At 51.6% G+C, this 22,620-nt stretch carries 22 protein-coding genes and 2 pseudogenes; 6 read left to right on the top strand and 18 right to left on the bottom strand.

Going from position 1 to position 22,620, the window contains the following annotated elements:
- Positions 1-43: 43 nt before the first annotated feature.
- Together E5331_RS03275 and E5331_RS20255 are read right to left on the bottom strand one after the other, a co-directional pair.
- Positions 44-676, bottom strand: a complete 633-nt coding sequence (locus tag E5331_RS03275; RefSeq protein WP_168355122.1) for a DsbA family oxidoreductase — start codon at positions 674-676, stop codon at positions 44-46.
- Positions 663-824, bottom strand: a complete 162-nt coding sequence (locus E5331_RS20255) for a hypothetical protein (protein ID WP_168355121.1) — start codon at positions 822-824, stop codon at positions 663-665. The genes E5331_RS03275 and E5331_RS20255 overlap by 14 nt, the downstream gene beginning before the upstream one ends.
- A 533-nt stretch (positions 825-1,357) precedes the next feature.
- Between E5331_RS20255 and E5331_RS03270 the strand changes: the two are divergent.
- The 3 genes and pseudogenes from E5331_RS03270 to E5331_RS03260 all read left to right on the top strand — a co-directional run.
- Positions 1,358-1,456: pseudogene (locus E5331_RS03270) on the top strand (transcriptional regulator); the annotation flags it as partial.
- Positions 1,443-1,538 (top strand): annotated as a pseudogene (locus tag E5331_RS03265) (type II toxin-antitoxin system HigB family toxin); the annotation flags it as partial. The pseudogenes E5331_RS03270 and E5331_RS03265, both read left to right, overlap by 14 nt.
- A 10-nt stretch (positions 1,539-1,548) precedes the next feature.
- The gene (locus tag E5331_RS03260) at positions 1,549-1,908 is read left to right on the top strand and encodes a helix-turn-helix domain-containing protein (protein WP_123484620.1); all 360 of its coding nucleotides are present in this window, start codon (positions 1,549-1,551) and stop codon (positions 1,906-1,908) included.
- 3 nt (positions 1,909-1,911) lie between these two features.
- Here E5331_RS03260 and E5331_RS03255 read toward each other — a convergent pair whose 3' ends face one another.
- Both E5331_RS03255 and E5331_RS21050 read right to left on the bottom strand, forming a co-directional pair.
- Positions 1,912-2,580: a response regulator transcription factor gene (locus E5331_RS03255; protein WP_123484621.1), complete on the bottom strand. Its 669-nt coding sequence runs from the start codon at positions 2,578-2,580 to the stop codon at positions 1,912-1,914.
- Positions 2,577-4,049, bottom strand: coding sequence for a sensor histidine kinase (locus E5331_RS21050; RefSeq protein ID WP_135984648.1), 1,473 nt, complete (start codon positions 4,047-4,049; stop codon positions 2,577-2,579). The genes E5331_RS03255 and E5331_RS21050 overlap by 4 nt, the downstream gene beginning before the upstream one ends.
- Positions 4,050-4,240: 191 nt before the next feature.
- Here E5331_RS21050 and E5331_RS03245 point away from each other — a divergent pair, with 191 nt between their 5' ends.
- A complete protein-coding gene (locus E5331_RS03245) occupies positions 4,241-5,122 on the top strand; it encodes a GLPGLI family protein (protein WP_135984647.1) in 882 nt (293 codons plus the stop codon).
- Positions 5,122-7,677, top strand: coding sequence for a TonB-dependent receptor (locus E5331_RS03240; RefSeq protein ID WP_135984646.1), 2,556 nt, complete (start codon positions 5,122-5,124; stop codon positions 7,675-7,677). Before E5331_RS03245 ends, E5331_RS03240 begins: the two co-directional genes overlap by 1 nt.
- Positions 7,678-7,887: 210 nt before the next feature.
- Here E5331_RS03240 and xylA read toward each other — a convergent pair whose 3' ends face one another.
- The 6 genes from xylA to E5331_RS03210 all read right to left on the bottom strand — a co-directional run bounded on the left by xylA (position 7,888) and on the right by E5331_RS03210 (position 12,996).
- Positions 7,888-9,204, bottom strand: coding sequence for a xylose isomerase (gene xylA / locus E5331_RS03235; RefSeq protein ID WP_123484625.1), 1,317 nt, complete (start codon positions 9,202-9,204; stop codon positions 7,888-7,890).
- A gap of 224 nt (positions 9,205-9,428) precedes the next feature.
- The gene (locus E5331_RS03230; RefSeq protein WP_135984645.1) at positions 9,429-10,907 is read right to left on the bottom strand and encodes a xylulokinase; all 1,479 of its coding nucleotides are present in this window, start codon (positions 10,905-10,907) and stop codon (positions 9,429-9,431) included.
- A gap of 39 nt (positions 10,908-10,946) precedes the next feature.
- Positions 10,947-11,678, bottom strand: a complete 732-nt coding sequence (locus E5331_RS03225) for an NUDIX hydrolase (protein ID WP_135984644.1) — start codon at positions 11,676-11,678, stop codon at positions 10,947-10,949.
- A 183-nt stretch (positions 11,679-11,861) separates the two neighbouring features.
- A complete protein-coding gene (locus tag E5331_RS03220; RefSeq protein WP_168355120.1) occupies positions 11,862-12,341 on the bottom strand; it encodes a PH domain-containing protein in 480 nt (159 codons plus the stop codon).
- Positions 12,342-12,398: 57 nt separating this feature from the next.
- Positions 12,399-12,599, bottom strand: coding sequence for a helix-turn-helix transcriptional regulator (locus E5331_RS03215; protein ID WP_135984642.1), 201 nt, complete (start codon positions 12,597-12,599; stop codon positions 12,399-12,401).
- Positions 12,589-12,996, bottom strand: coding sequence for a hypothetical protein (locus tag E5331_RS03210; RefSeq protein WP_135984640.1), 408 nt, complete (start codon positions 12,994-12,996; stop codon positions 12,589-12,591). Before E5331_RS03210 ends, E5331_RS03215 begins: the two co-directional genes overlap by 11 nt.
- Before the next feature lie 678 nt (positions 12,997-13,674).
- Here E5331_RS03210 and E5331_RS20250 point away from each other — a divergent pair.
- Positions 13,675-13,851 carry a hypothetical protein gene (locus E5331_RS20250; RefSeq protein ID WP_168355119.1) on the top strand — a complete coding sequence of 59 codons (177 nt, stop codon included), beginning with the start codon at positions 13,675-13,677 and terminating at the stop codon, positions 13,849-13,851.
- A 406-nt stretch (positions 13,852-14,257) separates the two neighbouring features.
- On the opposite strand, the gene E5331_RS03205 is transcribed toward E5331_RS20250, so the two are convergent.
- The 8 genes from E5331_RS03205 to E5331_RS03170 form a co-directional block, all read right to left on the bottom strand.
- Positions 14,258-14,647, bottom strand: a complete 390-nt coding sequence (locus E5331_RS03205; protein WP_123484724.1) for a hypothetical protein — start codon at positions 14,645-14,647, stop codon at positions 14,258-14,260.
- 40 nt (positions 14,648-14,687) lie between these two features.
- Positions 14,688-16,229, bottom strand: a complete 1,542-nt coding sequence (locus tag E5331_RS03200) for an RNA-dependent RNA polymerase family protein (RefSeq protein ID WP_123484723.1) — start codon at positions 16,227-16,229, stop codon at positions 14,688-14,690.
- 90 nt (positions 16,230-16,319) lie between these two features.
- Positions 16,320-16,610: a hypothetical protein gene (locus E5331_RS03195; protein WP_136013213.1), complete on the bottom strand. Its 291-nt coding sequence runs from the start codon at positions 16,608-16,610 to the stop codon at positions 16,320-16,322.
- Positions 16,611-16,786: 176 nt separating this feature from the next.
- Complete coding sequence (locus tag E5331_RS03190; protein ID WP_136013212.1) at positions 16,787-18,223, bottom strand: hypothetical protein; 1,437 nt, start codon at positions 18,221-18,223, stop codon at positions 16,787-16,789.
- A 35-nt stretch (positions 18,224-18,258) separates the two neighbouring features.
- On the bottom strand, positions 18,259-20,193 hold the full coding sequence (locus E5331_RS03185) for a hypothetical protein (protein WP_135986365.1): 1,935 nt from the start codon (positions 20,191-20,193) through the stop codon (positions 18,259-18,261).
- Positions 20,194-20,205: 12 nt separating this feature from the next.
- Positions 20,206-21,273 (bottom strand): hypothetical protein, encoded by a 1,068-nt coding sequence (locus tag E5331_RS03180; RefSeq protein WP_135986367.1) that lies wholly within the window; start codon positions 21,271-21,273, stop codon positions 20,206-20,208.
- A gap of 12 nt (positions 21,274-21,285) precedes the next feature.
- On the bottom strand, positions 21,286-21,483 hold the full coding sequence (locus E5331_RS03175; RefSeq protein WP_135986369.1) for a hypothetical protein: 198 nt from the start codon (positions 21,481-21,483) through the stop codon (positions 21,286-21,288).
- Between the two features lie 13 nt (positions 21,484-21,496).
- The gene (locus tag E5331_RS03170) at positions 21,497-22,615 is read right to left on the bottom strand and encodes a hypothetical protein (RefSeq protein ID WP_136013211.1); all 1,119 of its coding nucleotides are present in this window, start codon (positions 22,613-22,615) and stop codon (positions 21,497-21,499) included.
- Positions 22,616-22,620: the final 5 nt, after the last annotated feature.

Raw genomic sequence — 22,620 nt, 5'->3', positions numbered from 1 at the left:
CCAGTGTCAATAATGAAGAAACGAGATATTGTCAACGGATAGCCTACTGTAATAATTCAAGAATCACTTCCTTAATTTGTCCTGCCTGACCCGCGCCCGCAAACCGGCGTCCATCCTCAAAAAGATAGGTTGGCACGCTTGCTACACGCGCCTGATATGCCTCATATTCGTCGCGGCGCACATCCTCGGCATAGCGGTCGGAACGAAGCATCCTCTCCGTTTCCTCCTTGTCAAGCCCCATCTCCACGGCAATACCCACAAGAGTATCAAAGTCAGCGATATTCACATTATCAACGAAATAAGCCTTCATCAGACGATCATACATACCCTTAACACCCTCTGCTTCGGCATACTTTGTAAGACGGTGGGCATCAAACGAGTTTACAGGCTGAGCACCGGAATAATTATAGCCGGCTATCCCGACCTTGCGTCCGTAGGCATCAATCATACCAAGCTTCCTTACTGCGGCATCATAGCTCATGCCATATTTTTTTGAGAATACGTCGGCAGTAGAATAATCCACCTTTTTGGGAGCTTCCGGATCAAGTTCAAAAGCCTTGTTGATTAGGACTATATCGGATGTGTCGCCGAGAGTCTTCATCATATCTTCAAATTCGGCGTCTGCAATGTAGCAGAATGGACAGCGATAGTCGCTCCAATGTTCAATCTTTATCATCTTCATTCTCTTTATGTTTTCTGGTATAGAAATCTTCGGGAAGAGAGCAGCCTTCCGGACCGCATGAAAGGCCCTGCAGCGAAGTGAAGTCAAAGTCTTCGTTCTCGGCAGATGTCTGCAATCTCTTATCTTGTTCTTTTGTATCCATAATCAATATATCTCCATTAGTTTTATTATTAACTGAAGTTTCGCAAGCTACACTTCAGTGGTTTAAGTTTATAGTTTAAGGTTTAAGATTCACGAAAATCCACGAATCTTTTCATTATACAAAATTTAATGATCATAAACCATAAACATTAAACCTTAAACCATTTAAGTTTCGCAAGTTTTCCAACTTGCGAAACTTAAATTATTAAAAAGATCCGGTCAGTAAAGTTGCAATATTCGTAAGGCATGCTTCACAAACCCTGACTTCATCAATTTTAACAAAACAATACCAATGAAAGTTTATCTGCTTCCGGATATACCCACGCATACCACAAAATACCGATCCACACAATATACTACGAAGTCAATAAATCTAAAAGGAATCTGATATAGACAACGAATAATTTACACACAACATATCATATAATAAATATTTTTACTAATTTTGCATTATTATATGTAAGCATGAGTAATTACATGGCATCTCTTTACTTATATTGCATTTCGCAACTCTTACCTCAAACATAAAATCGTATGGCAAAAAGCACTATGGGAACAAAACTTCCACGCAAATTGGAACAGAAAATGAAGTTGATGGGTGAGCAAATAAGGCTTGCCCGTTTTAGTAGTAATTAAATTCACAATCGTAAGAATATTCATCCGCTTTATTGGGACTCATGCTGAATACGACAAAATAGATTGTTCAACCATTTAAGAATAATGATATGGAAATCTCAAAACAGCAATATGAATATGCACTAAACCGCATCGAGGAACTGTTGCCGTTGGTGACTGACGAGACCCCTGCTAACGATAGAAATGCGCTTGAACTTACCATAGTTTCTGATGTGGTTGAGGAATACGAAAAGTTGCATTACCCCATTTCTAAACCCACGATAGGAGACCTCATCTGCCTTTCAATTGAGGAAAAGGGCATGACTCAGAAACAACTTGCATCCGAAATTGGAGTAAGCCCTTCTCGAGTCAGCGACTATATCTCCGGTCGGTCCGAACCGAATCTGAGGATAGCACGTGCGATATGCACAGTTCTTGGCATAGCCCCTGCTGCCATGCTTGGAATGTAAGGGTTACCCGACGCTGAGGATGTAGCCCTTCTTTTTCAGAGAGATGATCTTTACCGAAGGGTCGTCGAGCAACTTACGCAGATAAGTGATCTGCACGTTAAGCGCGAGGGAGTTGGCATAACTTGAATCGCCCCACACCGCATTCAGGATAGCTTCACGGTCAACCACTTTCCCAAGATTTTCCGCCAGAATGGAAAGTATCTCATTCTGTCTGACAGACAAAGAATGTGATTCATCCTTATAGGAAATCGACGACAGGTTAGGACGGAAAACCGTGTCGCCCAATCTATACTCTATATCCTGATTTGTAAGGTCGCTCTCAAAACGCTCATTTATCTTGGCTATCAGTTCCTCCGGATAAAACGGCTTGGGCACGTAGTCATTACCTTTCAATTTGAAGCCATAAAGACGATCCACCTTATCCGTGCGGTCTGTCAGAAAGAATATCAGCACACGCCTGTTCTCGCTTCGGATTACCTTCGCCAACTCAAACCCATTCATTCCCGGCATGTTTATGTCAAGAAGAATCAGATCCGGATGAATCTCCCTATAAAGCCTCAGTCCTGACTCCCCATCAGACGCGTATGTCACCTCATACCCTTCTGCCTCAATGAAACGCATGAGCCACATCGAATTCTTAAAATCATCATCTACAAGAAGTATCCTTTTCATTGCGGCAATTTTATTGTAAATATAGAACCCTCCCCTTCCCTGCTCTCTACTGATATATCACCGCAATGGGCATCAACAAGGAGCTTAACGTAGGTAAGACCGAGCCCCATCCCCGGAATATCCGTAGAGAATGCCTTCCCCCGATAGAAACGGTTGAAAATCCTGCCCTTGTCGGCAGATGAGATTCCATTCCCATTATCAGCAACATCTATCCTCACCCCTCCATCGACAGACTCCCCACTGATTCTTACCGACACCTCATCTCCGGAATATTTCACGGCATTCTCAATCAGATTCGTCAGCATATTCGACAGATGCGACCTATCGGCGGAGATCTCCATTCCTTTAGGGACATCATTAACAAAATTCACGCGTTTCACGGCAGTGACAGGTATCGACGTGATTACCGAGTCAACAAGCTCATGAAGATTGAACGATTCCACGTTGAGAGGTATCTGGTCAACATTATTAAACGTGATGTCGCGCAGCCGGGAGAAATAGGAGGAAAGACTGTCAAGACCACCCCTCATCTCCGCAGACACCTCTTTACGGAACGACACGTCTTCCATGAGCTTATCACTCTCTATCCCCGAGACGCACATCTTAAGCGTCGAGATAGGACGTTTCAATTCATGAATCATTGTAGTGACAAACATACTCCGCATCTTGTCAAGACGAGTCAGCCTGACGATAGTCTTTATCTGCCATACAAGACATGCGATAAGAAATGCCGAGAGCGCAAATGCCAATGCAAGCGTCCACCCCATCTTTTCCAATACATCCGATGATGGGATCCTGCAATCAATCACCACAGCTTTCCTTTCAAGTTCTGAATAAGGATGTATCATTGTAAAATGCGGGTTAATCACCGAAGTGTGGGGCATCAGCACCGGCTTCCACATCATGCTGTCGGTCACGACAAGCGAAATTTCAGCATCAATCCTCTCCCTGCGCAACAATGAGTCGATACCTTCCGTCGCAAACGGAGAACGCATATCCAACTCAAACTTATTCATTGCAGTCCATGCTGCGCCGTCTGTCGGGGCACTGGTGGCATCAAAGGTGGCAGTCCGGGAATCTATGGCAGCCAGGCTATCCTCCACCAGTTTGCTGAGACGCTCCATCTCCTCTTCCGTGAGTTTCCTTATTTCCGTTATACCCAAAAGCTTACTGGCATTGAAAACGCGTGTCGTGACTGTAGCTCTCCGACTATTATTACCAAGAGAATCCATGTCTGTGTTGAGATTGTTTTCAGTCATCCTTCTCGTTATAGACTCAGGTTCCGGATTAAACTTTAAGCGCAGCTTATCATATTCCACCAACAGACTCTCTATCACATCCTGTGTTTCCATCTCATATTCCCGGAGCGAATATTCATAACGTATATATAGCCAATAGCCCTGCATTCCGAGAAATGTAAGGATAGCGATTATCGAGAGTATGTATAGGGTCTTTATTCTCTTTTCCATGACGCAAAGTTAGTCAGAATGTCCCGGATAACCATTTGATTGCGATCACTATTTTCACGGGAGTAATAATTTAGTAATAATTCCCAATAATTGAGTAATGATTATTTTCGCCGTGATGCTTTATGACGCGGTAACTTTGCAGCGTAAGTAATCGTAAAAAAAAGAAACAAAATTAAAATGACAAAATTAAAATGAGAAAATCAGCGATCATCGTAGTCATAGCAGCAGCCATAGTGGCAACGACAGCGTCTGGAAAAGTAAAGAGACGCACGCTCGGAATATTTCAGAACAACGTGCCGGAAACGGAGACTATCGCGCCGGAGAACATGGAGTTCGTCTATGACTATTCATGGTGTAACGACACTACAGGAGAACTCTCCGACAATTTCACCACCGACCGCATGCTGCTCCAGATAGGGGCAGACGGAATATCGAAATTTTCAAGCTACAAGAATCTGACCGTTGATTCCTTGCTGATGAACTTATCGCAGGAGCAAGTGGCAGATGCAGCTTTGGAGGGGCAACTTTCCAACGGAGAGTTTATGACAATATTCAAGAACTATCCTGCCGGACGGCTGACCCATACCGAAAAGATATGTATGGACTGGTTCCGCTATGAGGAGGATATGCCCTCGCTCGAATGGGAACTGACCGACAGCACGACAAACGTACTCGGATACGAATGTCGGGAAGCGAAATGCAATTTCCGGGGTAGGGAATGGACTGCGTTCTATTCCGAGGAGATCCCGGTCATGGAGGGTCCCTGGAAACTACAGGGACTACCCGGTCTCATCATGAAAGCCTACGACAAGAACGGTCACTACACGTTTGAGTGCATAGGCATCAAGTCAAATGCATCCCGCCCGATCACAATCTATAAGGTGCCTTACAACACTACTTCCCGACAGAAGTATTACGATGCAAAAAATCGGTATGACGTAAATCCATACGCTTATTTTGAAGCGGGAGGACACGGGCATATCACTGTAACCGATGAAGCCGGAAATCCGGCGCTTGATGCCTACGACCCCATCGAATTACCATTCGAATACATTGAACGCGATTGGAAATAATGAACAGATACAATTTTCTCATACTATGCCTTTTCCTTGGGTTGCTGCCGATGATGGCAGCGGCTCAGGAATCGGTGGATGGCACTGTCATTGACAGCGAGACGCGTCATCCGATTTCCGGCGTTGTCGTTCAGGCACTGAACAAAGCCGGTAAAGCCACATCTTTTGCATCCTCCAATACAAGGGGGACATTCAGAATAAAGGTCACGGCAACGACGGATTCCGTGTCGTTCCGATGTATGGGCTATGAGACTATGAAACTGCCCCTCGACTATGACTTTTCAAATGCCGTGGAGATGCGCCATAAAGCCACTCAGCTTAAAGACGTGATCGTACAGGCTCCCGATATATATGCCAGAGGCGACACACTCGTCTTCAATGTGGCACGTTATGCCAACGCCACCGACAATGCCATAATCGACGTGATAAAGCGTCTGCCCGGCATAAAGGTGGATGACGACGGCACAATCAAGTATCAGGGGAAACCCATCAACAAGTTTTATATCGACGGTGATGACTTCCTTGGTGGTCAGTATGGTCTCGCCACAAACAATATATCACATAAAGACGTGAAATCGGTGGAGGTGATGGAGAATCATCAGCCGGTAAAGGCTCTTGAAGGGATTGATTTCCCGGAGGAGGCGGGCATAAACATCAAACTGAGCGAAAATGCCAAAGGGAAATGGGTCGGAGTGACGAAAGCGGCGACAGGCGCACAGCCGTGGCTTTACGACGGCTCACTCTATGCCATGCGCATAGATCCGAAGGTGCAGAATATACTGACGTTAAGGGGAGGCAACACCGGTTGGAACCCTGCGGAGCAGATAATGGAGCATGATTTCAACGACATGTCCTTTACAGATTATAACGAAAGCCTCTGGCTGGAATATATATCAGCCGACATCGTAAACGCTCCACTCAACGAGAAGCGCACACGCGACAATCTGTCGTGGCTCGCCAATTCAATAACGGCATGGAAACGTGGCGACACCTCAATGCGTTTCAAACTGAATTATGTCGGCGATCGGCTCGACTATAATTCCGGACTGCGTACAGACTATTTCAGCCAGTCTATACCGGAATTTATACAGAACAATTCCCTACGCACACAAAGTCATGACCTGTCGGCTCAATTCAACGCTCAGGTCAACAAACGCGGATATTTTCTGAAAGAGAAGTTTACAGTGGATGGTGTCTGGGAAAATTCTCGTTCGGCAATCACCGGATCCTTCACCCTCGATCAAAGAATCCGCCGCAGGAATCTGTCGGCAACCAACGACCTCAAACTCATAAAGCGGAATGATAAGAAACTATTTGAACTGACCTCCCGCAATTCATTCAGCCACCGTCCGGACCGACTGCTCGTCAATGGCAGTGAGAGTGCAACGCAGAGTGTGGGGACAACTGATTTCCGCAGTACGACTGAATCTCGGTATGGCAAGCTTGGTCGCTTCTGGAAATTCTATATCAATGGAGGAGTGGATATAAACTATCACCGACTCAAACTTTCCCTAATCGGGATGGAAAGATTCGACAACGACACCATCTTCAACACATTCCTGTCGAATATTTATGCCACGCCCCAGCTTGACTATGAACGTAACGGCTGGCTGCTTTCTACAAAGCTACGGATGAAGTGGCTTCATCAGAGCGTGAATGGTCAACGTGACCATATTAATCTGTTCCCCAATCTCTATGCCCGTAAAAAGATCTCGGCAAAGAGCGAGATTTCAGCATCCATCGGTTATCAGCTCAGCTCTCCGCAGACGTACATGAACATTACGGTACCTGTATTATCTGATTACCATAATCTTTTCATTGCCGGGGATATCAACAAATATTCACAGCGCGTTGCTGCCTCAATCTCTTATAAATACCGTAATCCTCTGACTTCCTTCTTTGCCAACGCCTCACTGACCTACAACTATATGCGCAGTTCATTTATGTCAAATCAACTGTTTATTGAAGATTTTATCATCTCGACATACGCCGAGAAGCTTTCGGGAAGCAATTTCTGGAGCATAAACGGAGGTATCAGCAAAGGTCTCGGACATAGCCGGATGGTAGTCGGATGCGAGGCAAGCGCATCCACAAGTTCTGCCGCCTCAATGCGTGATAACGCTCCCTGCGACTACAGGCAGCAGACCGTATCCGTAAAACCCTATTTCAGAGGGAGCATCCTTCGCTGGCTATCGCTTAATTATGATGCCAACTATGGTTTCTCGCGCCTGGCTGTCGGAGATATAACAAACCACAATCATTCATTCAATCAGAAACTCTATGCCTCCATCATACCCGAAGACAGATGGGAGTTCTCCATTGGAGCGGAACATTTCCTGACCAGGTTTTCCGAAGGGAATACCGAAAACCTCATCCTACTCGATGCCTCCGCCGTGTGGCGTTTAAACAGCAAAATCCGTCTGTCGCTGACCGCCAACAATCTCCTCAACCGGCGCCATTACCAATATGCCACATACGGAACCCTATCGCGTTCGGAACACTCATTCCAAATCCGCCCACGCAACATCCTCGCCTCTATCCAATACCGGTTTTAAGAAGTTTATAGTTTATGGTTTATGGTTTATGGTTGATGGTTTAAATTCGCAGAATAAAAGGATTCGGAATTTCCCGTAAATCTTACTCCATAAACTATACCCCATAAACCATAAACAACTAATGGCGGGACAACCGAAGTTATCCCGCCATTTCTATATGTGCATATTCCGGTCTGTGACCGTAAGTTTGAGAAAGTGTATGCGCTCTGATTAGCAATACATAGCCACGATAGCCTCGTAAAGCTCCTGCTTGCCGGAAGTTGCAGCGGGTTCGGGCTGAGTCTTGGCATATTCCACGATCTGCTCGAGAGAGAGCTTGCCCTCCTCAAATTCCTTACCCATACCTTTGTCGAATGATGCGTAGCGGTCAGCAAGCATCTTCTTGTAAGGCGATTTCTCAAGAAGCTCGGCAGCGCAGAGAAGAGCACGTGCCATGGCATCCATACCGGCGATGTGAGCGAGGAAGATATCCTCAAGATCGGTAGAGTTACGACGGGTCTTTGCGTCGAAGTTTGTACCGCCATTGCCGAGACCACCGTTGCGGATGATCTGCATCATAGCCTGAGTGAGCTCATAGTTGTCGATGGGGAACTGGTCAGTATCCCAGCCGTTCTGGTAGTCACCACGGTTAGCGTCGATGCTACCGAGCATACCGTTGTCGACAGCCACTGCGAGTTCATGCTCGAATGTGTGACCTGCGAGAGTAGCGTGGTTCACCTCGATGTTCACCTTGAAATCCTTGTCAAGATTGTGAGCCTTGAGGAAGCCGATTACAGTCTCAGTATCCACGTCATACTGATGTTTTGACGGCTCCATGGGCTTCGGCTCGATAAGGAATGTGCCGGTGAATCCCTTTGATCGAGCATAGTCGCGGGCTGCTGTAAGCATCTGGGCGAGATGCTCCTTCTCACGCTTCTGATCTGTGTTGAGCAAGCTCATGTAGCCTTCACGACCACCCCAGAACACGTAGTTCTGACCGCCGAGTGCGATAGTGGCGTCGATAGCATTCTTGATCTGAACGGCAGCACGTGCAACAACGTCGAAGTCAGGATTAGTGGCAGCACCATTCATATAGCGTGCGTTGCCGAATACGTTGGCTGTACCCCAGAGATTCTTGATGCCGGTCTCAGCCATTTTCTCTTTGAGATATGCTGTGATCTCGTGCATGCGGTTCTCGTAATCCTCGATGTCGGTAAGGTCGCCGATAAGGTCAGTGTCGTGGAAGCAGAAATATTCCACACCAAGTTTCTGCATGATCTCGAAGCCTGCGTCAGCACGCTGCTTTGCAGCTGTCATCACGTCGGGAGCCTCGTTCCAGGGGAACTTCTTTGTGCCGCCACCGAACTGGTCGCCACCCTCTGCGCAAAGAGTGTGCCACCAAGCCATGGCGAATTTCAGCCATTCCTTCATAGGTTTGCCGAGCACGATACGCTCTGCGTCATAGTAGCGGAAAGCCATAGGGTTGTAGCTCTCGGTCCCCTCAAACTGGATCTTGCCGATCTGGGGAAAATACTCTTTCTTTTCCATTGTATTAAAGATGTGTTAAGTTACTGAAGTTTCGCAAGCTGCACTTCAGTGGTTTATAGGTTATAGTTTAAGGTTTAAGATTCACGGAAATCCACGAATCTTTTCATTATACAAAATTTAATGATCATAAACCATAAACATTAAACCTTAAACCATTTAAGTGAAGCAAGTTGGAAAACTTGCGAAACTTAAATTATTTATTATGGTTTATTGTTAGATCTGTATCAGCATTTGGCGAGACATTCCTTCCAGCGTGCATACGCCTCCAGATAAGGAGTGCGGTCAGCGGCGGGATGGATTTCACCCATATTCACAAGCGTGGCAAACGCCTCATTGTTGTCCTTATATATCCCTGCGCCTATGCCTGCGCCCTTGGCTGCGCCGACTGCGCCGTCGGTGTCATAAAGCTCGATGGTAGCTCCCGACACGCTTGCGAGTGTGTCGCGGAAGATCGGGCTGAGGAACATATTGGCATGTCCTGCATGTATCTTGTCAATCTTCATGCCGATGCTCTCCATCACCTCCATGCCATACATGAACGAGAATACGATTCCCTCCTGTGCAGCCCTGAGAAGATGACTGCGGTTGTGTATGTTGAAGTTGATGCCATGGAACGAGCAACCCACCTGATTGTTTTCAAGCACGCGTTCCGCACCGTTGCCGAACGGAAGGATCGTCACACCCTCACTCCCTATCGGAGCCTTGGCTGCAAGATCGTTCATCCCCTGATAGGAGATACCATCCGGCGCGATGTTGCGCTTGCACCATGAATTGAGGATTCCGGTGCCGCTGATGCATGTCATCACACCGATGCGTGTCTGGTCTGCCGTATGGTTGACATGGGCAAAATTGTTCACCCTTGAACGCGGGTCATAGTCAACGGTGCCGTTGATGCCGTAGACCACGCCGCTTGTGCCTGCCGTAGATGCAACCTCACCGGGATTGAACACGTTAAGCGACAATGCATTATTAGGTTGATCACCGGCACGATAGGTGACGGGGATGCCGGCAACGAGACCGAGTTCACGGGCAGCCTCCTCTGTAAGACGCCCCTGTTCGCTGAACGTCGGCTTTATCGCGGGAAGAATCGACGGATCATATCCGAAATATTCCATCAGGAAAAAGGCGGGGGAATTCTCCTTGAAATCCCAAAGCATCATTTCCGACAGACCGGATGCCGTGGTGCATTTCTCACCCGTGAGACGCATTGCGACATAATCGCCGGGAAGCATCACAGTGGCAATCTTATCGAAAGATTCCGGTTCCTCCTGTTTCACCCACTGCAATTTTGACGCAGTGAAGTTGCCGGGAGAGTTAAGCAGATGCGACAGGGTCTTCTCCGCACCGAGATCGTTGAAAGCCTTCTCGCCGTAGGGCACGCCACGGGAATCACACCATATCAGTGCATCGCGGATCACCTTGTCGTCCTTATCAAGGAGCACGAGACCGTGCATCTGATAAGAGATGCCGATAGCCTTGATGTCGGAAGGATTCACCTTCGATTTGGCAAGAATAGAAGCTGTAGCCTCCTTAAGGTAAGTCCACCAGCTTTCGGGATTCTGTTCCGCCCAGCCCTGACGGAGAGCCTTGATCGGAGCCTCCGTCTTGGGATAAAAGTCAGAAGCTACGCATACGCCTGTAGTGGCGTCGACCAAAGCTGCCTTCACTGAGGAGCTCCCTATGTCGTATCCTAATAAATACATGTCTTATATAAGGTTAATATCAGGTTATAAAAATGTGTATTATTGTCTCGTCTTGTTGTAAATCTTACGGTCAAACTTATAGTAGCGTGCCGCCCTGTGTGCCACTCCGGTCTGCCGCTCCTCAAGAGGCACCACATAGTCCATCTGAGCAAGTTTCTTATGGAAATTACGCGCATCTATCGGATGTCCGGCAATCACCTCCAAAAGTATCCGGAGCTGCGATGCCGTGAACTTTCGCGGAAGAAGAGTGAACAGTCGGGATGAATCATGATCCATCACCATGCGGATATGTTCGACCGACTCCCTTACTATCATGTTGTGGTCAAACGCAAGGTCGGGAACTTCATTTACAGCCACCCATTCCGCATTATAGCCCGCCATCTGCTTATTTAGCGGACGATCAATCTTCACAAGCGCAAGATAAGCTACAGTCACGATTCTCTCCACATGTGTGCGCTGTGCCCGTTCAAGCCAAAGCACGTCACGCGGGTCCTTCGTCCTATCCTTAGAACCGTATGCCCTAAACTGGATAAGGTCTACATTCTTAAGTCCCGTCAGTTCGTTCAGCACCCTTGAGGCTGCCTGATCAAGATCCTCATCTTCATATATGAGACTTCCGGGAAGTTTCATGTCATGATATGACTCTCCGTGGTCTTCGCCCTGACGATGGATAAGGAGAACGCGCAGGGCATCTCCGTCAAAACCTATCACCACACAGTCGACCGAGATGTGGTTATTGGCTAATTTGATGTCAGTGTCCTTGTTGTTCATGGTCTGTAGTCTCCGTTTTTTTGATTTACGCTGCAAATTTAGAACGAAATTTTCAAACCACCAAATAAAAATGAATAAATTTTTACAAATATAATATATTATTTTATTGCAAGATAGTTTTCGTATATTTTACGATAATATAACTAAGGGTTATCGTACATATTATGATAAGGAAAAATCATGCTATTTATCCATCTTCCCCTGCACGTAATCCACCATGCGGACTGCATTCTCACAACCGATCACGTACTGCCTGCCATTTTTCAACCGGACGAGGATACATTGGTTGCGACTGCCGTAATAGCCGAAATAGCTTCCGATCATGATGTCGCTGAAATACCCCCAGTAACCGAAGAAGCCACCACTACCACACAACCTCAATCCTCCCGCAGAGGGATAGCAGGTGTCTACCGACTGAATCTCGGAATACATAAGACGTTTGCGTCGCGAAAGCAGACGATGGATAGTGATTGCTGAATCGTCAGCCTCCAACGACACGGGGCAATAATACAATCCGAAAATAGTCGTAATCCCCATAATCACGCCAAAAAGCAACAGGTCGTGGGGATTATCAAGAAGAGAGAACGCCCCCACTACAAAAAGAACGAGCACACCTATGGTCACTATCCGGGAATAAGTGTTGAATTTTACTTTTTGTTTCATAATCATACCTAATTTTAAGAAAACATTATTCAATAAATTTAAAATAATCTCAACGGATCAATCGGTATCCTCAAGAATAAAGATACTCTCCACTGGTTTACGGAAGAACCGACTTATCTTCAAGGCAAGTACTGTAGAAGGGAGGAAACGGTTCTTCTCTATGGCAACGATTGTCTGCCGGCTTACACCGACCGCCTCCGCAAGCTGCTGTTGGGTGATATCCAACTCCGCACGTTCCACCTTAATCCTATTTCTCATCTTCGCACATCTTATTATACCGGTGCATCTCCGACCGGAAGTTGCATACGAAAATTATAGGTAGCAACACCATATTAAATACTGCGAACGCCAAGAAATCAACAGAATTCAATAAAATAGTGCAACCTATCAGCAACGTCACATACACATAGATTGAATTCAACAAGGAAGCAAGACGTATGGATCTCGTCATCTCATCCTCTACCCTCTCCTTGGAACACACCACAAACAAAGCCCCCAGTGCAATCCCGATAATCACCGAATCATTCACAACGGTCTCCAAGCTCCCGGCAAACGAAAGCACACCGAAGTACACCAAAGCCCCCATCAGCAATGACGGCACAAACATCACCCATCCCACCAATTGAAACGCATGAGGAAAAAGCAAATTTTTCATAAGCATACCATTTAAATTATACCATTAAAAATAAATAACACCATAAACAATACCATTAAGATACCATCTAAACCCATCCTTAAAATCTCACGCCGCAAAGGTAAACAAAACTTTCCACATAGACAAGTAAACTTTACATTTTATCCAATACTATTTACATCTTTCACCACATCTTCATAGCAATCGCCTCCCAATCCGCCAAGTATGTCACTGCACTCCATACGGGGTTAACCAACGAATCACGGCTTTGCCGTGAAAGTCGCTGCATAACGAAGCATGTTCGCTACGCTCCTATACGGGGTTAACATTCAACTCACCATCGTTCCACTGATTCATCTGATTCACCTTGTATCGGTGCGTTTCGGGTGTATCGGCTGTTTCACCTGTTTCAGCTGTTTCACCTGTTTCACCTGTTTCACTTGTTTCACTTGTTTCGGGCGTTTCAGGGTGAATCACTGAAACACCCGATACAAGGCGTTGTCGGTATATATCAAGGTAAGATTATACGTTATGGTATGTTTTGTTTCAGAATAACACCGGTGTGAGATCCTTTATATCTAACTTTGTCGCATCAAACAAAGATGCGCTTCGCGCAAGATAACAAGTAACAAGTAACAGGTAACAGGTAAAAAGTAAAAAGTAAAAAGTGACAGGAGATCTTCATCCTTATAAAAAGGAATGAAGCGGGACATCACGTCACTCACCTTGATAGAAACCCATCCACGCCGCTATAAGAAGACAGATGCCGACCATCCCAATCATATATCCCCACATATCATCTTGACTTTACCAACAACCATATTCACCATGATGACAATCCCACAACTCACCATTATTCCACTGATTCACCCCTAATCATCCATATTCTAACTCACGAAGAAACAAAAGAAAAGAAAGAAATCATAATTATTCTAATTATTTGGAAATAAAACATTTCTTTTAATTCTTTCATTTCTTAGTGATAATATCGCCCCGATTGCAAAGATCCACGAAGAAAAGAAAAAAATCATTTTGCCATAAATTTTTAGCACATGTATAATCCGCAAAACGAAACGTGCAACGCTCCTAAAACGAAACGTGCGAAAAATAAAACGAAACGTGCAACAATCACAAAACGAAACGTACCATCGGTTCGCTCTCTCATCGAAGTCCAAGCCCCACTCCACCCTGCCCTATCCAGTCGCCGGCTAAAGCAAATTAAAGGGCGCGAACCTGCTTTGGTTCGCGCCCTTTTGTCTGGCGTTGTCTGACCGTTATAACGTCATTCGAACCACGAGTCAACCGTCTTTATGGCATCTTCGCGTTCGATGTTGAACCTCGCCCACTCCGAGGCGTAGTCTGCGGCCTTGTCGTGGCCGGGGTTGGTGAGCGCGAGTATCTGGTGTGTCTTGATCGCGTCTTCCTCGGTCTGTGAGTACCTGCTGCGGATTACGCCGTTTATCAATGAGTCCCGGCTGTCATCTGCGGCCTCTATCAGAGTGCCGCCGTCATCTTCCGGGCCGGTGTAGGCATAGGCGGTTACCGGCTTGAAGCCCTCAGGGGCGTCCGCCGGCACATGGTTCTCGATTTTCTCCTCGTTGAGATACACGAGGCAGCGGCCGCCGTCGTAGCGGCTGAACGTCATTCTTTCCAAATAGATTTTCCTGTTCATGTCTTCTGTTGTTTTTGCCGTCGCCCCGTGTGTCCGGGGGTCAGGTGAATTTGTAGAATTTCTTTCTCTGCTTGTTGATGAACTCCTTGATCACCGTGACAGTCGGAAGGTCGGCCGTCGAGAAGTCCTCCGTTGCCTGGTCTATCATGACCTTGGATCCTGAGAACGAGTAATACTCCCCGTCTTTCCATACGTAGGCCGGGCTTTCGGATTCGGGGTTGTCCACATGGTCTATGACCTTGTAGCGGATGGCGATGCGCTGCCTCGGGGAGCCGTCGTCATTCTTTTCAATAACCGAATCGTCTATCCTGTAGTCGAGCAGCAGTATCAGCTTTTCGTTCTCGTTTCCGTCCGGATAGCAGACGATGTCCTCGATGGACCTCTTCTGCTCCGGGGTCATGCCCTCGAACGGGGCCTTCTTGCGGCGGTTCTTTATGACCTTGCCGAGTCTTTTTTCCATATTGAGTGATTTTAGTAGATTCCGTGTGTCGGCGTGGGAGGCGAACCCCACCCTGCTCGCGCATTTGAGCCTTATATCCCTTTCGGAATATCCCTTCTTCCGGAGCCTCGCGACCTGTCGGCAGAGGGCTTTCTTGTTGCGCTTGCGCAGCATCAGCCTGTCATGGTAGAAAACGTATCCGCACAGGTCGTTGCCCGTCCACATGGGGCGCACGTTCCAGCTCCGGTTTATTTGCAGGTGGTAGTCGCGGGCGAGTATGAGGACGGAGAGCTCGACCATCAGGTGAAGGAACGTCTTGTCGCGGTGCTTGATGACTATGTTGTCGGCGAAGCGGCTGTAATGCCTCAACCCCTCGCGGACATAGCCCTCGAACTTGCGGTTGAGATAGTCCACGCCTTTTGAAAGCTCGGCGGCCTGTTCCTCCGTCCGGCAGGTCAGCAGACAGTCGGAGACGTACCTCCCCTGCCAGTAGCGTAACTTGTCGATGTCGTCGGACAGCCCGAAGCAGCGGATTGCGAGCCTGTCAAAAGGAGCGAGATACATTCCCGACAGTATCTGCGACAGCTTGACCCCGAGCACAAGCCCGGAGCTGAAGCTGTCGATGAACTCGTCGAGGAAGTGCAGGTGTACCGGGTCCTTTATCTTGGACCTGATACGCTCCTTCATGATTGTGTGGTCTATGTTCTCAAAATAGTGGTGGACGTCGAGCTGCACAAAATAATATACCTCGTCCTGGCTGCACCGTCTCAGCTCCTCCATTTCCTGTCGGACGAAGAAGTGGGTGCCCCTGCCGGGAACACACGCCGGGCTGCGGTGATGGAACGTGTCCATGAGCCAGCGCTCCACCGGGAGCATGGCCGACCACTGTATGACATGGTCGCGGACTTTGGACTTGTGGACGATTCTGTGCTTGGGCTTAAACACCTCCTTCGGCTCGTACCCGGAGGTGCGGTAGCTGCATGTCGCATACGCGCGGAGAAGTTCCGCGAGGTTCTGCTCGAGGTTTTCGGCGAAGCGGTCGATGTCGTGCCTCCCGTACTTGTTGGCCGAGTAGCCCCTGAAGCCTCTCTCAAAGTTCTCCGGCGTGGCGACGGCGGAGGAAATGTGGCCTTTCCTTTTCATGGTCCGGTGTCATTGGTGTCATTGTCGGTGTCTTGTCGGTTCTGTCTGCTTTTTTCCGGGTACTGCCGTCGGGGATGGCTTGCGCCAGGCCTACCGGCACTTCCTGTCATCGTTGTCTTTCACCTTGGGGTGCGGTCCCGTCCTGTTTTTTGACGGCGCGGGAGCTGACAGACTTGACCGCGCCATAAAGTTGAGGGGCGAGCCGTAGTTCGCATTGGACGTCGAGACACCATTGTTCACATTCAGGTACTCAAGCCCGGCATTGCCACCATTGTTCGCATTACCACCACGGGCAGGCACACGAAGCCCCGAAACGGCTCTCCAGGACGACAACCGGGATTCCTTCCGGTTTCCGACTGCAAATTTAACTAATTTTGTCAATATGGAAAAATGTCAATGTGCTCTTTGGCGGTGTCTGCCGCCGGACGGCGCTATGCCGGTGGGGTCGGCGCTACGCGCCTCCGGGGTTCTTTGGGCTCCGCAGGGTTCCAAAGCGTGCCGGGCGTCCCGGTGTCAGCCTCGTCCCCTTATGTACCCCTCAGCTCCCCGGAGTCCGCTCAGACAGCCAGGAAGGGCGTCGTGTCCCAGTTCTCTTCTGCTTCGCAGAGGGGCGAGCCGTAGTGCGCATAGGACGCCGAGACACCAGCGTGCACATACAGGTACTCAAGCCCGGCATAGCCACCATCGCTCGCAATACCACCACGGGCAGGCACACGAAGCCCCGAAACGGCGTTGTCGTTGTAGTAGCCGTCGGCATAATAGGTCGAGATTGTAGCACCGGTGACGGTCGGCACGTGGCAGAGGTTCTGCATCGAGAGCTGCTTGTGATACTCCCATGTGCTCGCGGTTTTGGCCGCCGGCGTTGTGGCCACTTTCGTCAGACCAGACAGAGAGTTCATGGAGTAGGCGCTGTACAGCTTCGGCACGACGTATATGTCGGCCGCGCCGCCGGTGATCTTGTTGATGAGCGTGCCGCGCTCCCACCGACCCAGATAGCCGAAGAAGTTCTTCAGCCCGAAGAACACCGGCACCGGGGCCGTGTAGAGCGTCGCCCCGTCAGCGCCCTTGACGGCATAGTTGACCGAGCCGCAGCCGTCGGCGAGGGAGACGCCGACATTCGTAGGCAGGAACGGAAGGTAGCCGAAGGTGTTGGGGTTGTCGGCTGCCGACGCGCTCCACCACGACCCGGCGCCGGTAACACCGTTGCCGAGGCCACCCTGCCAAAGCCCGTTGGCATCCTTGTTGGCGTTCACTGCGGACTGCACGTTCCTTGTCCCGAAGATGATGCGGAACAGGATGCCTATCGCGGCGGCGTGGGCATACCAGTAGGCCTCCCACCCCTCCCCCTTCTTGCGGGCGTATTCGCCAAAGGTCGCCGCGTTGAGGCTTGTCGCAGCGCGGCCCAGCAGCGTCCTGAACGTGCCGTCCTTGGCCGTGTCGTTGTTGCCGCCGCGATAGCGGACGCTGGTGTTGATGACGCTGCACAGTTCCAGGTTGGTGCGATCGACCACGGCGACGCCAAGGGCCGACGTGCTCGCCACCGGGATGCGGTAGTTCAGCCTGCCGGGGATGGGCTTGAGGCTCGCCGCCTCGTAGTAGTAGCTGCCTTCGGTCCACCATGCGTAGTACCAGGCGGTTCCCCAGCCCCACATGTAGTCGCCCATCGACCCGTCGAGCTTCGCCGTCTCGCCGGTGGCGAACTTGTAGTGGTTCGTCGGGTCGAGCTTGCGCCGGCCGTGGTTGCGGTCAACGAGGTAGCACCCGAGGCCGAGCAGCGCAGGCAGGGAGCGCAGGTAGTCGATGTTGCCGACCGCCTCTCCGACGGGGCTGCTGTTGTTGATGTTCCATCGTCGGCAGGCGTAGCCCTCGTTGGTCACGAAGCTCAGGGGGATGAAGCCGAACTTCTTGCCGGACTTCGAGAAGCCGAGCACCATGTCCTCGGCACTGACGGACTGGAGATTGCCCAGCTCGTTTGCGAGATCTATCTTTTCCATTTTTTCTGTTTATTGGTTTGTACTGTGACTTTTTTCTAACTGTTTATGTCCTTCCATGTCCCGGAGACGAGCTTCTGCACGCCGTTGGCCCCGACCTTCAGCCCGTGGTTGCCGAACTTCACCTCGAGGCCCTTTCCCTTTGAGAAGAACAGGTACCTGGTCTCCCCCTGGTAGCAGAGGAAGCCGTCGCGCGCTATCTCGGTCTTGCCGCCGGAGAGAACGCCGGAGGTGACCCAGATGGCGGTGGCGTAGAACACTGTCTCTCCCCACCATTCCGAGACGGTTCCGGCCGCCGGGACGAGCCATGCGGATATGTCGATTTCATAGTTCCCGGCAGCGAGGCCTGAGACCTCGTGGTCTCTCGCAGACTGCTCCTCAAGCTCCCACTCGGAGACCTTTGTCCGCGTGCTGTCGCTCACCCGGTAGAGTCTCGCCGTGCCTTTGGCGGTTCCCCGGAAGCTGCCGCTGCGCGTGTTGTAGCCAACGTCGAAGCGCCCGAACTCGACCTTGACCACTGCTGAGTCAAGTTTGAAGCTGACCTTGCAGGAAAGCGTCGTGTCCTCGGTGTAGCTGCCGTCGTCGCGGTTCTCGCTTATCTCCCCAGGGCGCCGGGCGGTGCCGCTGTGGTAGCCGAACCTGGTCATCTCGACATCGGTCGTGCAGTCTCGGTCCGTGCTCGTCATGGTGAACTCATGGGATCGGGTCTCGAATGCCTTTGTAACGTCTGTGACGTTCCCGATGCCGAGCCGGACGGTCTCCACGCCGTCGACAAGGCCCACGAGGTCGTTGCCGCGTATCGCCAGCGCGCCTATGCGCCCGCTGTCGGCGTTGATGTTCCCGGAGATGTCGGCCTTGCGGCACCTCAGAGCGCCGGTCAGGAAGTTGATCACAATGTTGGGGTCGAACAGTCCTCCGGCATCGGTCGGTATGTCGTAGCCCCCGCTGTAGTTGACCTCCTTCCCGTTCTTCCTCCCGTATTGCGAGAACATGAACTCGTCATAGAACACGGCCTTGCCGATAAGCCCCAGGCGCGCCATCAGCAGCTCGGCATAGACCGCACGGAAGAACTCCATGTGCAGCCACGTGGCGTCGGTGCCGTTGGCGGCGTAGTCGGCCTTGGGCGACACTCCCTTGACCGTCACGCTCTTGTTCATGACGTAGTATTCCCCTTCCTGGAGGACGAAGGGCGCCACGAGGTCGGTGGCGGTGTAGCTTATGGCCGGGTCGTACTCCCCGTACGGTACAGGAAGCCTTCCGTTGCGCCCCCTCTCCCCGGGCTTGCCGCTATCGACAACCGGTATGGTCAGGGTGTCGACAAGAACGTCATTCCTGTAAAGGTAGAATTCCACCGCAATGTCCCCGTCACCGACAGTGACGGCATTCCCGCACGTATAAAGGGCCGCGACGGTAATGAAGGTCTTGCGCCTGCGCGCGAACTTTGTGACGACACCCGACGCTGCCGTGGCCGCGCCGTTCCCTGCCTGGCTGAGAGCCGTGCATGAAACGGAGGAGGGGGTGCAGGTCCCGAGCGCGTCGCGCACGACCTGCGTCACGCTCCCCTTGAGCCAGTAGCGCACCGAATCCGCGCCGGGTTCGCCGTCGGAAACCGTCCTGACCGTTATCTTCCTGTTCTCGGTCTTTCCGCCATACGTCACCGAGAAGGGAAGCGCCCTGCCGGGCGTGGAGCCGGCCGCGGACATGATGTTGATGTCGACGGCGTTCGCCCCTGCTCTAACCGAGTACCACGCCAGGCCGTCCTCTATGACGGTGAGCGAGGCAGGAACCGAGCAGGCGAAGGCCGTGTTCGGAACGTCCGTGTCCCCGTCCGCGACCGTCACCCGGACGGTCGCGGTCTGCACGGCTGTGCTTTTCTTGAACAGGACCGTCTCCGGCGAGACGGTCACGCGCACCGCGTCCTTCCCGTTCCTGGGCACCGGTATGAGTGTGTCTGTGGCTGATACGCTTTTCATATTACCGTGGATTTATGACTTCGTGGCTATGATGTGGACGTTCAGGCCGCCTTTCTCCATGACCTCCGTGCCGGTGACGGTCAGGCTCGTGCCGGTGGCGGTCTTGACGGTGCTGCCGTTGTGGTCTCGCAGGGTGAATGTGAACGACCATCCCGTCTGCACGGCGCGGCTGCTGCGGGCCAGGACGCTCGGGCGGTAGACCACCGTGTCGCCCTCCTTGACCATGTTCGAGGGGGTGCTGCGCCCGATGTTGATGTAGAAGGGGTCGTGGGTGTCGCTCACCTGTATCCCCTTGCGGTGCGTCACTGAGTTGTGGACCACGCTGGCGAAGTATTCCTCGGTGCCCTCCACCGCCGGGTCGTAGAGCTTGAGCGTCCTGTTGCCGTTGCTCAGCTCTGTGACCCCGGCGGTGTGGGTCACGGCCACGAGTCCTGCCGCTGTCGCGCGCAGCCAGCTCCATGCGCCGGACGCCTGGACGGTGGCGCCGCTGTCCTGGAGCGACGCGGTAAGTACGAGGTACTCGCTGTCGTTGTCTATCACCGTGTCGTTCACGCCGTCCTCGTTGACGCAGTTGATCAGGATGTCGAAAAGGTTGCCGACGCTCTCCTTGACCCCGATGTCGCCGTGGCACGTCACCTCCATGCCGTTGAAGGTGCCTTTGAAGTAGATCACCGCGTCGTTGAGGCTTCCTGCGGACGCGAGGTTGCCGATTATCTTCAGCGCCGGGTACGTCTTGTTGTTGACCGTGTAGGTCGTCTTCTGGAACTTCGTGGCAAATTTCGCGGCCACGGCCCCGCCGGGGGCGGCGAGTATCTGCGCCGAGGCGGAGCCGGGGTCGTTGAGGTACCACATGAAGCTGTTCATGTCGGGCAGCACGAAGCTGCCGAGGTTGCTCGAATAGCAGGCCGGGTACAGCGTGGGCTGGTTGGCGGCCTTGGTGTAGTCGGGGGTGCACTGGCCGGTGGAGGGGTTGAAATACTGGGTCTTCCCCACACCCGCCGGGAGGACGAAGTTCATGCCGGGCACTATGGTGTCGCCGTCAACGATCGCCTCGAGGGTGTCTATCGCGCTTATGTCCATGTTCTGTCGTTTTTAAAGGTGGAATATTTCTTTTGCCTCATCGGGCGATAGCTCCTCCGCGCCCTCGTCAAGAGCCTTGTCGATGCCGTAGATGGCGAGGTCGCGGCCGGAGAGCAGCACGCGGCCCGCGCCGTCGTGCGTCCTTAGTTCCGTGAGGTTCAGTTCCGTGGCTATCGCCTCCGGAACCGAGAATAGTCTTGGTCTGCTCATGTGGTTATTGGTTTTAGGGTTTCGGTATGCTTATGCACATCACCTTGCCGTTGACCTGCACCGCCCTGCCGCCTATGGTGCAGACTCGCAGCGCCGTCCGCTCCCTGACCTCGCAGCCGAACACCGCAAGCACATTGGGGTCCCTGCCGGCTATCCCGGCGCCGACGACGGCCTTCTCGCCGTAGCCTATCACCTTTTCGGGCGCGCCTTTCTCGTTGGTGGTGAAGATGTGCGTTATGTCGAAGTAGTCCTCGGGGCGTGTCACCTGCCCCCTCGGGGTGTCGATGACGGCGCGGGCCTCGATCTCGCGGGTGTCATGGCGCACGAACTTGCCGCGTGTCAGCATCTCCCGCTCGTCCCACTGGCCGTAGCAGCGGTAGGCCTTGGTCATGGCCGACACGACCCGCGACGGGGCGGACTTGTGGTGCGCCTCGAGCCTTATGGCCTCGCGGTCGATGTAGCGGCGGTCGATGACGAGCGCCTTGGTGCCCTGCCCGGAGACGTAGAAGGGGTCGTCGGCCCCTATCGCCCGCCATGTGAGGGCGGATCTTTCAAGCACCTGCCACGAATAGACGGCCCTGGCGTCCGGAACCGGGTCGGAGCCGTTGCGGAACGTGGCCGTTATGGTGCGCAGGGCCTGGTTCTTGAACGGGCTGATGGCCATCTTCTGGGCCGCGTCGATCTCGAGGCTGAGGTTCAGCTCCACGTTCTGCACGGTGGTCAGCGTGACCTGCTGCGACTTGCGGATGGTCTTCTGCGTGCGCGGGTCTATGTAGCCGCAGGTGAAGTACAGGGACAGGGGCGACGACGGCTCGACGTTGCGCCGCACCGTAAGCTCCCCGTAGGCCCCGAGGCTGAAGCCGGAGGTGCTCTCGGTTATCCTCGTGCCTTTGTCGTCCGTGCCGATGTACCACCGGGTGTCTATAAGACCCGTGGTGTGGTCGCCGTCGGCGAGCACGTGGTCGGGGTCCTTGACCGCCAGCCGGGGGCGCAGCGCCAGGGGGAACAGCGTCCTGTCGGGGTCGAACAGGCCGTCGGCGTTCTTCGTCTGCTCCAGGCCTCCCCCGATGATGTCCATGTAGAGCGACACCGATAGGGGCGTGTTGATGATGTATGCCGTTGCTGTCTTCATGTCTT

Source organism: Lepagella muris (assembly GCF_004793975.1).
Classification (GTDB): Bacteria; Bacteroidota; Bacteroidia; order Bacteroidales; family Muribaculaceae; genus Lepagella; species Lepagella muris.
The sequence above is the reverse complement of the archived record's forward strand: the minus strand, read 5'-3'. Positions and strand labels throughout refer to the sequence as shown.